Raw genomic sequence first — 14,194 nt, 5'->3', positions numbered from 1 at the left:
CGGACGGCCTCCAGCAAAGTCTGATCATGGAGCGCCCGGAGCGAATGCTTCGGGCGCTTTCGCTTTTATCAGAACGTAAGGCCGAGGGACTTCAGGTCGACGGCGAGTTTGGGTGCACCGGTGAAATGAACGGCCTGCCAGCCGGCAGCTTTTGCGCCGTCCACATTATGCAGCGAGTCATCGATGAACAGCGTTGCCGCCGGGTCAAGGTCGAACGCCGCGACATGCGCGTCGTAGATTTCCCGGTCGGGTTTCAGCATCTTCACGTCGCCCGAAACGGTGACACCCCGGCTTTCCGTCAGAAAAGGAAACCGGACCTGCGCTTCGCGGAAGGTGTCTGAGGCGAAATTGGTCAGCATGGTGACATCGTTCCCCGAGGCGATCAGCCCGCGCAGAATGGCGACACTTTCATCATAGGCATGCGGCACCATGCGCGACCAGTTTTGCCGGAAAGCCAGAATCTGCTCGCGCCATTCCGGGTGGGTGCCGATCAACAGCGCTTCGGCATCCTGCCAGCTGCGCCCGCGATCCTGTTCGACATTCCACGGACCCGTGCAGACCGTTTCCAGAAACCAGCGCCGCCGCTCGGTGTCGGGAATGATGTCGAGATAGGCCAGTTCCGGATCGTAGTGGATGAGAACCTTGCCGATATCGAAAACGACATGTTTGATTGGAGAGATCACGGTTTCTTCCTTTTGGGTTTGCTAGCCTGCTTGAAGGCATCCGGCACCGCTGCTGCGATGGCTTTCTTCATCACAGTGGGCAGGGCTTCTCCCGCGAGTTCGTCGGGTGCCGACCACCAGCCGTTTGCGGCCAAACGCTCGCTCACATTCTCGGCGCGGTAGACCGAGAGGCGCAATTCGAAATGGGTGAAGACATGGGTAATGCTGCCCGCCGGTTTCCATGAAGCCGGGAAGGGGGCCGCGTTGACGGTCGCGTCGCCATCGATACGCGCGGTCCACGGGCTGCCCGGCACTTCGGTCATGCCCGCAAGCAGGCCTTCGCCTTTTCGCTTGCGCAGAAAGATTGCGCCGTCTCCGCTCATGGCAACGAAAGCCGCACCAGTGCGGATCGGCTTTTCCGCCTTCGGCGCCTTGACCGGAAATTCCTCCGGGTCGCGGGTGGCGAGTGCGATGCAGTTATCATTGACCGGGCAGATCGCGCAGGCCGGTCGGCGCGGTGTGCAGATCGTTGCTCCGAGGTCCATCATTGCTTGTGCGAAGTCGCCGGGGCGGTCTGACGGTGTCATCTCGGCCATCAGGGCGCGGATTTGCGGCTTGGCGGCTGGCAGTGGCGTGTCGATGGCATAGAGCCGCGAAATGACGCGCTCGACATTGCCGTCCACCACTGCGGCATTTTCGCCGAAGGCAATCGCGGCAATGGCTGCCGATGTGTAGTCGCCGATGCCGGGCAGTTCCTTCAATGCTGCGGCGTTGCCTGGAAATTTGCCACCATATCGCGTGGCAACGAGATCGGCACATTTCTTGAGGTTGCGGGCGCGGGAATAGTAACCAAGCCCGGCCCATGCGCGCAGAATATCGTCTTCGCTGGCGTTCGCCATCGCGCGCACGTTCGGCCAGCGTGCGACGAAAGCGGTGAAATAGGATTTCACGGCCTCAACGGTCGTCTGTTGAAGCATGATTTCCGAAAGCCAGACCCGGTAAGGATCGGGCCGTATGCCGCGCGTCTGTTCTGAGGGCGTCACGCGCCAGGGCAGAACACGGTGATGGCGATCATACCAGCTCAAAAGCTGGCCGCTGCGTGTGGAACCGCTTTTGGCTTGAGGCGAAGCAGTGATCGGGCGGGCGGTGGAGTTCAAAGTCGCAGCGGCTTTCCAAAAAATGTCACGTTTACTGTAGTTGATAGAAAAAACAGCGATAGTGTAAAGCCAAACATTGTCAGTACTTGGCAAATGGGTCTGGCGCGTTACAAATCCTCCCATCGCGCTTTTGCCGTGGAAAGAGAATCAGTGATTAATTCCGTACCGGTTTATGTCATCAATCTCGCGCGTTCGCGAGACCGATGGGAGCGCCTGCAACAAAGCGCTGACGCGTTTTCGCTCGATCTGCGGCGCGTCGAGGCTGTGGAAGGCAAGCTGTTGCAGCCGGACGAGCTTGGCGATTTCGATGAGGCCGGTTTCCGACGCTGCCATGGCAAAATCGCCATGCCTGCCGAAATTGGTTGCTATTTCAGCCACATTAGCGCGCTTGAAGTCATCGCTGCGGCCCCGGAACCCTTTGCCGTTCTGGTCGAGGACGATGTCCTGTTTACGCCCGCTTTTATGCCCTTCGTTGAAAAAGCGATCCGAATCAGCGGTTGGGATGCGATCAAACTGGTCAATCACCGCACGGCGGCATTCCGGTCTTTCCGTCAAGTCGATGACGAGTTCGCGATCGGGCGTTGTCTGCATGGACCGCTGGGAAGCTCTGCTGCTTATATCGTGACACGGGAAGGGGCTGCGAAACTGCTGGCTGGGATACGCCCCATGCGGGTCCCTTACGATGTTGCACTTGAACGAGGATGGGCTGGCCATTACGAGATTTTCACTACCGACAAACCGGTGGTGGAATTCTCCGAGGTTGCTGTATCGACAATTGCACAGGGCCGTTCAGCTTACGCTAAAAAGCGATTGCCGCCATACAAAAGGCTAACTACGCTTTTTTTCAGGACTGCCGATTATGTCAGGCGAATCGTTTATGCACTTGCGAAGAGGAATCTCAGAGAGGCAACCGATTGAGTTATTTCAAAAAATCCTTTTTAGTTCGCCGCAGGGTAGATCCCTGGATTTTGGGCGTGGCCTCGGCGGCGATGCCTATCCGGGTCGGCCTCGGTCCTTTGATTTTATTCGTCTTTTCTTGCATCGGGATCTATATGGCTTGCGGCCGCCATGCGGTCGCGCGGCTCCATTGCAAGAAATTCTATATTTTCATTCTGTTTTATGCGGCCTGGTCGCTTGGGCTGATCCTGTTTCGCGGTGAACCGTTCAACGATAACCGTCAGATCGGCTATACGCTGCTGATTGCGGTTTTCGCCTTTGCAGGCTCCGGCATGGCTTTGATCCGCGACCCGCTGCGCGCCTATGTGCTTGGCGCGCGTGTCGGCGTCCTCGTCGCCACTATTGCTGCGCTGTATCTGGCGGTCACCGCTGGCGGACGTATCGGGATCGGCGGCAATCAGGCGGTTTTTGCCTTTGTTGTGGGCGTCTCGGCCATCTCGGCAGCGATACCTTTGCGCCAGGCATCGCGCTATCTCCCGAACGGGCCGCACTGGCTTGTGCTTGGTCTGGCGGCGGTGTTGACCTCGGAAACCCGGGCCGTGATCGTGGTTTTGCCTGTCTTTGCGGCGATTGAAATCATTTTCTTTCTGAAGCGTTTCAGCATTCGCCAGCAGGGGAGCGTCTATGCCGCACTGGGCGTTGCTTTGGCGGCGCTTGTTGTCGTCGGTCCTGTCGGTGACATCATTTCGAAGCGCTTTTCGGGCATGATCGAGTATTACGACACCGGTGACAGCAAGCAGTGGGAAGACAAGATTTCCGCCGATATTCGCGAGGTGCTGTGGAAAAGCGCCAGCAAGATCATCGTGCAGCATCCGATTGCGGGCGTCGGTTCCTATTCCAAAATGAATGAGGTGCGTACGGAAGCGGGCGAGCAGGCTCCGATGCTGGCTGGTTTCCGCCATGTGCACAATACTGTTCTCGACGAATTGCTGAATGACGGTATCATCGGCCTGATCTTCATGACCGGTGCCTTCCTGTCTATTTTCGTCTATCTGTGGCGAACCGCAGATAGCTGGGCAATGCGCAGAGCCCTGATCTATTTCGCTATCGTCTCAGGCAGTTACGGCATGCTGCACAATCCGCTGCTGCACGAAGTCACGATTTCGTCGACCATGTTCTTCCTTGCGGCGCTGAATGCAGCCGCGTCCCGCCGGGTCATGGCCGCACGGCGCGCCGGACTTGAAATGTGCGTATTCGGAAAGAAGTCGATTGCATGAAAGCGATAGTAACGGGGGCCGCCGGTTTCATCGGATACCACACGGCGCAACGCCTGCTGGACGAAGGCTGGCAGGTTGTCGGTATCGATAATGTCAATGACTACTATCAGGTCGAGCTGAAGGAAACGCGGCTGGCCAAGCTTCTGGCGCGCGATGGTTTTCGTTTTGCCAAAGCCGATATTGCGGATGCGGAAGCGATCAAGAGTGCCATTGGCGCGGATAGGGATGCCGATGTGATCGTGCATCTCGCCGCGCAGGCGGGCGTGCGTTATTCCATCGAAAACCCGGCTGCCTATGTTTCGGCCAATGTCATGGGGCAGGTCAATATTTTCGAGACCGCGCTGAAGCTCGAGAAGCGCCCGCCTGTGGTCTATGCCAGTTCGTCTTCGGTTTATGGCGCAAACGAGAAAATTCCTTTTTCAGAAAGCGATCCGGTCAATCATCCGGTTTCGGTCTATGCCGCGACGAAGCGCTCGGGCGAACTTCTGGCTTTTTCCTACAGCCATGTACACAAGCTGCATTCGACGGGCTTGCGCTTTTTCACTGTTTACGGCCCCTTTGGACGACCGGATATGGCGCCATGGCTTTTCACTTCGGCGATCCTGAAAGGGGAGCCCATCCGCGTTTTCAACAATGGCGAGATGCAGCGCGATTTTACGTTCGTGGAGGATATCGTCAGCGGCGTTGTCGGCGCGGTAAAGCGCATTCTGGAAAAGCCAGAGGAAACGGCACCGGTCTATAATCTCGGCAACAACCGCCCGGTCATGCTCAATGATTTCATTGCGGCAATCGAGAAGGCGACGGGTAGGGAAGCGATCCGCAGGCTTGAACCGATGCCTGCCGCAGACGTTCCGCGCACCTATGCGGATATCACGCTGGCCGCCCGCGATCTGGGTTTCAGCCCCAAAACGACGCTCGATGAAGGTATTCCTTTGTTTGTGGAGTGGTTTCGCGGCTATAATGGAGCGCGATGAGCGAGCCAAAATCAAAACGCGGATTTCGACCGCTGGCGGATATGACCTCGGGTCTGATGGACCCGATGCTCCAGAAACGTGCGGGCATCAATCTCTCGCTCCTGCAATCCTGGGAAGATATCGTCGGCCCGGCCATTGGCGCCACATCGCGCCCGTTGCGTATTCTCTGGCCGCGTCGCCTGCATGAAGATGACCCATTCAAACCTGCGACCTTGATCATCGCTTGCGAAGGTTTTGCCGCCTTACAGATCCAGCACGAGACCGGCGAAATCATCAGTCGCGTCAATGGCTTTCTTGGCTTTTCGGCCATCGGGCGCATCCGCATCGAGCAAAAGCCACCTGCTATACCGGCCAAGCGCCGGGCCAAGCGGCTTGCTCCGCTGGCCCCTTCGGAAGAGCGCCGGATCGACAAGGCGACGGACGGAATCGAGGATGATGCCTTGCGGGCAGCACTTGCACGGCTTGGCAAGAATATTCTGGTGGAAAAGCGAAGTTCCGGCAAAAAGACGGATTAAGCTCAGTGCGTTGCCAGAAACTTCCTGCAATTGCAAAAACGCTTAATTGCGATACAAGCCGCCATAAATTTGATGCAAGGCTTCGGCAGTTTGCAGCGAGTTGAAGCAAGAACTGGGCTAGTCGTTCTGCATATGGAAACAATATCGGTGGTCTGCTGACTTTCATGTGAACGATGCGGGTCTGGCGAATATTTCTCTGCCGCCTTAGATTATATATCGAACAACCAAATGAAACAGGACTGGATGATTCGGATGCCTGCAGTGCTTAATCGCAGACACGTCATTTCTCTCGCTGGATCGGCTGCTGCCGGACTGGCTTTTGCAGGAGCTTCTGCAACGGGCGCTCTGGCGCAGGACCGTGCCCCGGAAGGCACTGTCGATGCGGCGAAGATCGCCGAGCCGGGCAAGCTCAAGGATATGGTCTACGGCAAGGCCGATGCACCGGTGACGATCATCGAATATGCATCGCTGACCTGCCCGCATTGCGCCGAATTCACGATCAATACCTTCCCGAAAATCAAGGAAAAATATATCGATACAGGCAAGGCGCGGCTCATCTTCCGCGAATTCCCATTCGATCCGCGCGCAACGGCTGCGTTCATGCTGGCGCGCTGCGCCCCGGAAGATCGCTATTTCCCGATGGTCGACGTGTTCTTCAAGCAGCAGCAACAGTGGGCAACCGCCGAAGATGGTGAAGCCGCCCTGCTGCAAATCGCAAAACTTGCCGGTTTTACACAGGAGTCCTTCAAGGCTTGCTTGACGAACCAGCAAGTTCTCGATGATGTGAGAGCCACGATGGAACGTGGATCGAAGGATTATGGAGTCAATGCGACGCCAACCTTCTTCATCAACGGCCAAAAATACGCTGGAGCCCTTTCGGTTGACGAAATGTCGGCAATCATCGACAAGCTTCTCTGACCCGTTTTCCCGGATGAAAAGCGGACGCATCACTGCGTCCGCTTTTGTCGTTTCTGGAATGGGCGATAAAACTGGAGGAGCTTGCTGATGCGCTTCTCCAAACTGCGCTTGGTCGGTTTCAAGTCCTTCGTCGAACCCATGGAGTTCGTCATCGAAGGCGGGCTGACCGGCGTTGTCGGGCCGAATGGCTGCGGCAAATCCAATCTGGTGGAAGCCTTGCGCTGGGTGATGGGTGAAAACTCATACAAGAACATGCGCGCTTCCGGCATGGACGATGTCATTTTCTCCGGTTCTGCCACGCGCCCGGCGCGCAATACGGCGGAAGTGACGCTTTTCCTCGACAATTCCGACCGCACGGCTCCCGCGAGCTATAACGACGCCGATGAGTTGCAGGTGTCGCGCCGTATCGAGCGCGAGGCAGGCTCCGTCTATCGCATCAATGGTAAGGAAGCTCGCGCCAAGGATGTGCAGTTACTCTTTGCGGATCAATCGACGGGCGCGCGTTCGCCGTCCATGGTCGGGCAGGGCCGCATCGGCGAACTCATTCAGGCAAAGCCGCAGGCGCGCCGTGCGCTTCTGGAAGAAGCTGCCGGTATTTCCGGCCTGCATACGCGTCGCCACGAAGCGGAACTACGCCTGCGTGCTGCCGAGGGCAATCTCGACCGTCTTGACGATGTGGTCGGCGAGTTGGGTAGCCAGATCGAAAGCCTGAAGCGTCAGGCGCGTCAGGCCAACCGTTTCAAGGCGCTTTCCGCGGATATTCGCCGTGCGGAAGCCGCCTTGCTGCATCTGCGCTGGAGCCAGGCCAAAGCGCAGGAAGGCGAGGCACAAAGCGCCTTGTCGGCTGCGACCGCGACTGTCGGCGATATGGCGCAGGCGCAGATGAACGCGGCTCGCGATCAGGCGATTGGCGCGCATAAGCTGCCGGAACTGCGCGAGGCCGAAGCCAAGGCTGCCGCCGCCTTGCAGCGCCTATCAATTGCCCGCACCCAACTGGACGAAGAGGACGGACGCATTCGCGCCCGCCGCGCCGAGCTGATGAAGCGGCTGGAACAGCTGACTGCCGACATTGCTCGTGAAGAGCAGATGGTGCGCGAGAATGCCGATATTCTGGCGAAGCTGGAAGAAGAAGAACAGGAACTGGTCGCCTCCAACGAAGCATCGGGCGAGCGCGACGAGGAATTGCGTGCGCTGTTCGAAGAGGCGGAAATTCGCCTGACCGATAGCGAAGGCGCGCTGGCGCGGGTGACCGCCGAACGGGCGGAAGCGACCGCCGAACGGGCGCAGATCGAACGCGCTTTGAAGGAAACACAGGATCGCCGCGACCGCCTTGCCGTGCAGATGGACACTATCGAGCGCGATATTGCCGCTGTCGTCCAGCAGATCGGCGGTCTGTTCGATCCGGCAGAAAAGCGCATCGTGGTTGACGCCTGTGCGGATGCGCTTGCTGCGGCTGAAGAAGCGGTTGTTGCGGCAGAAGAACTGGTCGCAGGCGCACGCGAAGTCGAAGCGGCAAGCCGTCAGCCTTTGAACGAAGCGCGCACGGAACTGAGCCGCATCGAGACCGAAGCACAGACGCTGGCGCGTATTCTCAATGCTGGCGAAACCGGCCAGTTTCCGCCGGTGGTGGAAGAGCTGCGCGTTGAAAAGGGTTATGAAATCGCCCTCGGCGCGGCCTTGGGTGAAGACCTCGACGCGGCAAGCGACGACAATGCACCGGTCTATTGGGCTTATAATCCGGCACCGGAAGCCGATCCGGCCTTGCCACAAGGGGCAACGCCGCTTGACCGGCTGGTCGATGGGCCGCAGCAATTGCGCCGCAGGCTGGCCCAAGTCGGCGTTGTGTCGGATAGTGATGGGCAGCGTTTGCAGGCGCTTTTGCGTCCCGGCCAGCGGCTGGTGAGCAAGGCCGGTGCGCTGTGGCGCTGGGATGGCTATACGGCAAGCGCCGATGCGCCGACACCGGCAGCACAACGTCTGGCCCAGAAGAACCGCCTGAGCGAACTCGAGCAGGAATCGGTTGCCGCCCGCAAAGGCGTCGATGAGGCCGAACAGGCCGTGCGCCGCGCCGAAGCTTCGGTGCGCGAAGCCGTCGAACATGAGCGTGTCGCCCGCGATCAGTGGCGCACCAATCAGCGCAAGCTGGACGAGGCGCGTGAAGCGCTGGCGGTCGCCGAGCGTGCGGCAGGGCAGCTTGCAACCCGCCGTTCGGCTCTGGACGAATCCAAGGCGCGGCTGGAAGAAAATCTGGAAGAAGCGCAGATCCGCGTCGCGGAAGCGGAAGACCGGCTCGGTGAAATGCCGGATCTGGAGGCCATTGCGCAACGCCTTGCAGCGCTGACGAGCGAAGTCCTCTCCGACCGCACGGCTTTGGCCGAAGCACGCGCCGCTTATGAAGGGCTGCGTCGCGAAGCCGAAGCGCGGTTGCGCCGTCTGGACATGATTGCGCTGGAGCGACGCAACTGGATTTCGCGCGCGGAAAATGCCGACCGGCAGATTGCGTCGCTGAACGACCGTCGCGCCGAGACGGCAGACGAGGCGGAAGGTCTGGCCGAAGCGCCGGACGAGATCGAGGCCCGCCGTCGGGCGCTGTTGAACGAGCTTTCCCTGGCGGATGATCGTCGTAAAGAAGCCGCTGATATTCTGGCCGAGGCTGAGACCGCGCAGGCCGAACTCGACAAGGCAGCGACGCTTGCCATTCAGCATCTGGCATCAAGCCGCGAGCAGCGTGCCCGCGCCGAAGAACGCCTCGCCGCAGCCGAAGAGCGGCTCAAGGATGCGGAAGCCCGTATCGTTGAAGCGCTTAATTGCGCGCCGCATGAAGCGATTCGCCATACCGGGCTGAAGGCCGATGATGCTATTCCTGACCCCGATCAGCTGGAACGCCAGCTGGAGCGGCTCAAGATCGAGCGCGAGCGGCTTGGCGCGGTCAACCTGCGCGCCGAAGAAGAAAGCCAGGAGCTTTCGGACCGTCTAGATGCGATTGTGTCCGAGCGCGAGGATGTTATCGAGGCGATCAAGAAATTGCGTCAGGCGATCCAGAGCCTGAACCGCGAAGGACGCGAGCGTCTGCTGGCCGCCTTCGAGGTGGTGAATGTGCAGTTCCAGCGCCTGTTCACGCATCTGTTCGGCGGCGGCACGGCGGAACTGCAACTGATCGAAAGCGACGATCCGCTGGAAGCCGGGCTTGAAATTCTCGCCCGTCCACCCGGGAAAAAGCCGCAGACCATGACGCTGCTGTCAGGCGGCGAGCAGGCGCTGACGGCGATGGCGCTGATCTTTGCGGTGTTTCTCACCAATCCGGCGCCGATCTGCGTGCTGGACGAAGTGGACGCGCCACTCGACGACCACAATGTTGAGCGCTATTGCAATCTGATGGATGAGATGGCGGCTTCAACCGAAACGCGTTTCGTGGTCATCACGCATAATCCGATCACCATGGCGCGTATGAATCGTCTGTTCGGCGTCACCATGGGCGAACAGGGCGTCAGCCAGCTGGTTTCGGTCGATCTGCAAACGGCTGAACGCCTGCGCGAAGCGAGCTAAAAACACAATCTGTGCGGAGGACCGGCTTGAGCGGTGATCACGACCACGGAGATGTCAGCGATACGCCGCTACCAAGGCTATGGATCGCGTTTGCTATAACCAGCCTTTTCATGATCATCGAGATCATCGGCAGTTTCGTCACCGGCAGTTTGGCGCTGTTATCCGACGCCATGCATATGGCGACGGACAGTTTTGCGCTGCTTCTTGCCCTGATCGCCATATATCTGGGCCGCCGGGCCGCCGATATCCTTCGCACCTACGGCTATGCCCGGTTCGAAATCCTTGCCGCGACGGTCAATGCACTTCTGCTACTCGGCGTGGCTTTCTATATCCTCTATGAAGCCTATGTGCGTCTTTCAAGTCCAGCCGATGTGCAATCGGTTGGCATGATGGTCGTCGCCGTGATCGGGCTGGTGATCAACCTGATATCGATGCGGGTCTTGATGGGACACAAGGATCAAAGCCTAAACGTCAAGGGCGCTTATCTCGAGGTCTGGGCGGATATGCTGGGCTCTGTCGGCGTGATCGTCGGCGCTGCGATCATTTATCTGACCGGATGGGAATGGGTGGATTCGGTGATCGCCATCGGTATCGGTTTCATGGTCTTTCCGCGCACATGGGTGCTGCTCAAGGAATGCATCAATATCCTGCTGGAAGGCGTCCCTGCGGGACTCGACCTCAACGACTTGCAGAAAGCCGTGCTGGCTGTACCGGGTGTGGCGACCCTCCACGACCTTCATGTCTGGTCGCTCACCAAGAACCAGCAATCCCTGACCGCCCATATTGTGCTGGCCGACGGCGCGGAGGGCGAAACCGTGCGCCGCGCGGTCGAGCAGGTCTTGCAGGAGAAATACGATCTTGACCACACCACCTTGCAGATGGAAACAGTCGATCGCGCTTCTGCCGAGCACATTCATTGACGCTCGGTAGTCTACCGCCACAAACGGGTTTTACAGGTCGCTCCAGACTGCGAGTTCATTACCCGCCGGATCGGTGAAATGAAAACGTCGTCCGCCCGGAAAGGCAAAGATCGGCTTCACAATGGTTCCGCCAGCTTCGGTCACGGCCTGAAGCGCGGTTTCGAGCCTCAGCGCATAAAGCACCGGCAGCGGCTTCGCTGTTGCCTGCGGATCGGCGTCAAAGCCGCCATCCAATCCTTCCGAGAAGGCTGAATAGGTCGGGCCGTAATCGGTGAAAGACCAGCCGAAGGCACGCGCATAGAAACTCTTGGTCGCATCAAGCGATCCGTTTCCAGCTGGCATTTCCAGATAGTCGAGCTTGCCCGTGATACGCATGGTCCAACTCCAATATGTTCTTTGTTTGTTCTTATTCTTGCTGTATCTGCCCAGCAGAGTCAATCCGTTATGTGGCCTCCGCGCAGCTATTCCCGCCTCTAATCGATTCTATTGTCGCGGCTTGTCTTTTTTGGTTGGCAGCAGCCTTGCGGATCGCATAAGCAACGGACAGCAGGTTCTGGGAGTACTTGCAATTGTTGCAAGCCTTTTGTGAACCGTTCCTGCATCAAGGGAGGCCATGATGGCGAAGTGGGTGTACACGTTCGGCGACGGCAAGGCGGAAGGTGCGGCAAGCGACCGTAATCTTCTCGGCGGCAAGGGAGCGAATCTGGCTGAAATGAGCAGCCTCGGTCTGCCCGTACCGCCCGGCTTTACGATCACCACCGAAGTCTGCACCTATTATTACGACCATGACCGCAATTATCCGTCCGAACTGGACGAGCAGGTGCGCGCAGCGCTTGTCCATATCGCCAAGGTGACAGGCCGCAATTTCGGCGATGCTGATAAGCCGCTGCTGGTGTCGGTTCGTTCCGGCGCACGCGCCTCCATGCCCGGCATGATGGATACGGTGCTTAATCTCGGTCTCAACGACGAAACCGTGCAGGCCATCGCCCGCGAAGCCGGTGACGAGCGCTTCGCCTATGACAGCTACCGCCGTTTCATCCAAATGTATTCGGATGTGGTGCTGGGCGTCGATCATGGTTTCTTTGAGGAAATTCTCGAAGACAAGAAGGCCGATCTCGCCGTCGATGTCGACACGGCGCTGACGGCGGACGACTGGAAAGATGTCATTTCGCTCTACAAGGCCAAGGTCGAGGAAGAGCTGGGCCAGCCTTTTCCGCAGGACCCGCATGAGCAGCTTTGGGGCGCCATAGGTGCTGTTTTCTCCAGCTGGATGAATGCCCGCGCCATCACCTATCGCCGTTTGCACAATATCCCGGCGGCCTGGGGCACGGCGGTCAATGTGCAGGCCATGGTGTTCGGCAATATGGGCGAGACTTCCGCCACGGGCGTAGCCTTCACACGCAATCCTTCGACCGGCGAGAAGAACCTTTACGGCGAATTCCTCGTCAATGCGCAGGGCGAAGACGTGGTGGCGGGCATTCGCACGCCGCAGAACATCACCGAAGAAGCGCGCATCGCTGCCGGTTCCGACAAACCGTCGCTGGAAAAGGTGATGCCGGAAGCGTTTGCCGAATTCCTCAAGGTCGCCGACCGACTGGAACAGCATTATCGCGACATGCAGGATCTGGAATTCACCATCGAGCGCGGTAAGCTCTGGATGCTCCAGACCCGTTCGGGCAAGCGCACCGCCAAGGCCGCGCTTAAAATGGCCGTCGAAATGGCTGGCGAAGGGCTGATCACCGAGGAAGAGGCCGTGCTGCGCATTGATCCGGCAGCGCTGGATCAGCTGTTGCACCCGACCATCGATCCCCGCGCCGAGCGCCAGATCGTCGGTCAGGGCCTGCCTGCCTCGCCGGGTGCTGCGACGGGTGAAATCGTCTTCTCGTCGGAAGATGCCGAACAGGCGAAGTCGGAAGGCCGCAAGGTCATTCTGGTTCGTATCGAAACCAGCCCGGAAGACATTCATGGCATGCACGCAGCAGAAGGCATTCTGACGACACGCGGCGGCATGACCAGCCATGCGGCGGTTGTGGCGCGCGGTATGGGCAAGCCTTGCGTTTCGGGCGCCGGTTCGCTGCGCGTCGATTATCGCAACGGCACCATGCTGGCTGCCGGACAGACCTTCAAGAAGGGCGATGTCGTCACCGTTGACGGTTCGAGCGGGCAGGTGCTGAAAGGCGCTGTCGCCATGCTGCAGCCGGAGCTTTCCGGCGACTTTGGCCAATTGATGGAATGGGCCGACCGCCAACGCCGCATGAAAGTACGCGCCAATGCCGAAACGCCTGCGGATGCCCGCACGGCCCGGTCTTTCGGCGCGGAAGGCATCGGTCTTTGCCGCACCGAACACATGTTTTTCGAGGGAAGCCGCATTGTTGCGATGCGCGAGATGATCCTCTCCGACAATGAAGAAGGCCGTCGCGCAGCGCTGACCAAGCTTCTGCCGATGCAGCGTTCCGACTTTGCCGAACTGTTCGAAATCATGAAGGGCCTGCCGGTCACGATCCGTCTGCTCGATCCGCCGCTACACGAATTCCTGCCGCATACGGACGAGGAAGTCGCCGAAGTGGCCAGCTCCATGGGCGTAGACGCGGTGAAGCTGCGCGAGCGCGCCGAAAGCCTGCACGAGTTCAACCCGATGCTGGGCCATCGCGGCTGTCGCCTGGCGATTTCCTATCCGGAAATTGCGGAAATGCAGGCGCGCGCCATTTTCGAAGCTGCCGTCGATGCAGGCAAGAAAACCGGCGAACCGGTGGTGCCGGAAGTTATGGTGCCGCTGGTCGGCCTCAAGGCGGAACTGGATTTCGTCAAGGCGCGCATCGATGCGGTGGCTCAGGACGTCATGAAGGAAGCGGGCGTCAAGATCGACTATATGGTCGGTACGATGATCGAACTGCCGCGTGCAGCTTTGCGCGCAGCGGAAATCGCCGAAACGGCAGAGTTCTTCTCGTTCGGCACCAACGACCTGACCCAGACTACATTTGGCATTTCGCGCGATGACGCGGCAGGCTTCCTCACTACCTACCAGCAGCGTGGTGTGGTGGAGCAGGACCCATTCGTGTCGCTCGATGTGGATGGTGTGGGCGAACTGGTGCAGATCGCCGCCGAGCGTGGACGCAAGACGCGCGACAAGATCAAGCTCGGCATTTGTGGTGAGCATGGTGGTGATCCGTCGTCTATCGCCTTCTGTGAAAAGACCGGCCTTGATTATGTGTCCTGCTCGCCGTTCCGCGTGCCGATTGCCCGGCTCGCCGCCGCACAGGCAGCCGTGCGCAAGGCGTAAAGCCAAAAGAAAGCGCTCCCGAAAAGGAAGGAGCGCTTTCGCTCTGGC

Annotated in this window: 11 protein-coding genes; 8 read left to right on the top strand and 3 right to left on the bottom strand. The window is 59.1% G+C overall.

The window, feature by feature from the left end:
* Nucleotides 1-68: 68 nt before the first annotated feature.
* Both WIX40_RS11190 and mutY read right to left on the bottom strand, forming a co-directional pair.
* Nucleotides 69-683, bottom strand: coding sequence for an HAD family hydrolase (locus WIX40_RS11190; RefSeq protein WP_339439919.1), 615 nt, complete (start codon nt 681-683; stop codon nt 69-71).
* On the bottom strand, nt 680-1,798 hold the full coding sequence (mutY, locus tag WIX40_RS11185; RefSeq protein WP_339441000.1) for an A/G-specific adenine glycosylase: 1,119 nt from the start codon (nt 1,796-1,798) through the stop codon (nt 680-682). The genes WIX40_RS11190 and mutY overlap by 4 nt, the downstream gene beginning before the upstream one ends.
* Between mutY and WIX40_RS11180 the strand changes: the two genes are divergently transcribed.
* The 7 genes from WIX40_RS11180 to WIX40_RS11150 all read left to right on the top strand — a co-directional run bounded on the left by WIX40_RS11180 (nt 1,727) and on the right by WIX40_RS11150 (nt 10,866).
* Nucleotides 1,727-2,737, top strand: a complete 1,011-nt coding sequence (locus WIX40_RS11180) for a glycosyltransferase family 25 protein (protein ID WP_339439918.1) — start codon at nt 1,727-1,729, stop codon at nt 2,735-2,737. The two genes, mutY and WIX40_RS11180, sit on opposite strands and share 72 nt — an antisense overlap.
* A gap of 134 nt (nt 2,738-2,871) precedes the next feature.
* Complete coding sequence (locus tag WIX40_RS11175) at nt 2,872-3,993, top strand: O-antigen ligase family protein (protein ID WP_339439917.1); 1,122 nt, start codon at nt 2,872-2,874, stop codon at nt 3,991-3,993.
* Nucleotides 3,990-4,967, top strand: a complete 978-nt coding sequence (locus WIX40_RS11170) for an SDR family NAD(P)-dependent oxidoreductase (protein ID WP_339439916.1) — start codon at nt 3,990-3,992, stop codon at nt 4,965-4,967. Before WIX40_RS11175 ends, WIX40_RS11170 begins: the two co-directional genes overlap by 4 nt.
* The gene (locus WIX40_RS11165; RefSeq protein WP_339439915.1) at nt 4,964-5,482 is read left to right on the top strand and encodes a DUF721 domain-containing protein; all 519 of its coding nucleotides are present in this window, start codon (nt 4,964-4,966) and stop codon (nt 5,480-5,482) included. The genes WIX40_RS11170 and WIX40_RS11165 overlap by 4 nt, the downstream gene beginning before the upstream one ends.
* Before the next feature lie 252 nt (nt 5,483-5,734).
* On the top strand, nt 5,735-6,400 hold the full coding sequence (locus WIX40_RS11160; protein WP_109370185.1) for a DsbA family protein: 666 nt from the start codon (nt 5,735-5,737) through the stop codon (nt 6,398-6,400).
* An 87-nt stretch (nt 6,401-6,487) separates the two neighbouring features.
* Nucleotides 6,488-9,946 carry a chromosome segregation protein SMC gene (gene smc, locus WIX40_RS11155; RefSeq protein ID WP_339439914.1) on the top strand — a complete coding sequence of 1,153 codons (3,459 nt, stop codon included), beginning with the start codon at nt 6,488-6,490 and terminating at the stop codon, nt 9,944-9,946.
* Between the two features lie 26 nt (nt 9,947-9,972).
* Nucleotides 9,973-10,866: a cation diffusion facilitator family transporter gene (locus WIX40_RS11150; RefSeq protein WP_339439913.1), complete on the top strand. Its 894-nt coding sequence runs from the start codon at nt 9,973-9,975 to the stop codon at nt 10,864-10,866.
* A gap of 30 nt (nt 10,867-10,896) precedes the next feature.
* Here the strand turns inward: WIX40_RS11150 and WIX40_RS11145 are convergent, their stop codons facing one another.
* Nucleotides 10,897-11,241 (bottom strand): VOC family protein, encoded by a 345-nt coding sequence (locus WIX40_RS11145; protein ID WP_339439912.1) that lies wholly within the window; start codon nt 11,239-11,241, stop codon nt 10,897-10,899.
* Between the two features lie 241 nt (nt 11,242-11,482).
* Between WIX40_RS11145 and ppdK the strand changes: the two genes are divergently transcribed.
* Nucleotides 11,483-14,146 (top strand): pyruvate, phosphate dikinase, encoded by a 2,664-nt coding sequence (gene ppdK / locus WIX40_RS11140; RefSeq protein ID WP_339440998.1) that lies wholly within the window; start codon nt 11,483-11,485, stop codon nt 14,144-14,146.
* The last annotated feature ends 48 nt before the right edge of the window (nt 14,147-14,194 follow it).

Origin of the sequence: Ochrobactrum teleogrylli, from assembly GCF_037482325.1 — a bacterium.
In the GTDB taxonomy this organism is placed as follows: domain Bacteria; phylum Pseudomonadota; class Alphaproteobacteria; order Rhizobiales; family Rhizobiaceae; genus Brucella; species Brucella teleogrylli.
The sequence above is the reverse complement of the archived record's forward strand: the minus strand, read 5'-3'. Positions and strand labels throughout refer to the sequence as shown.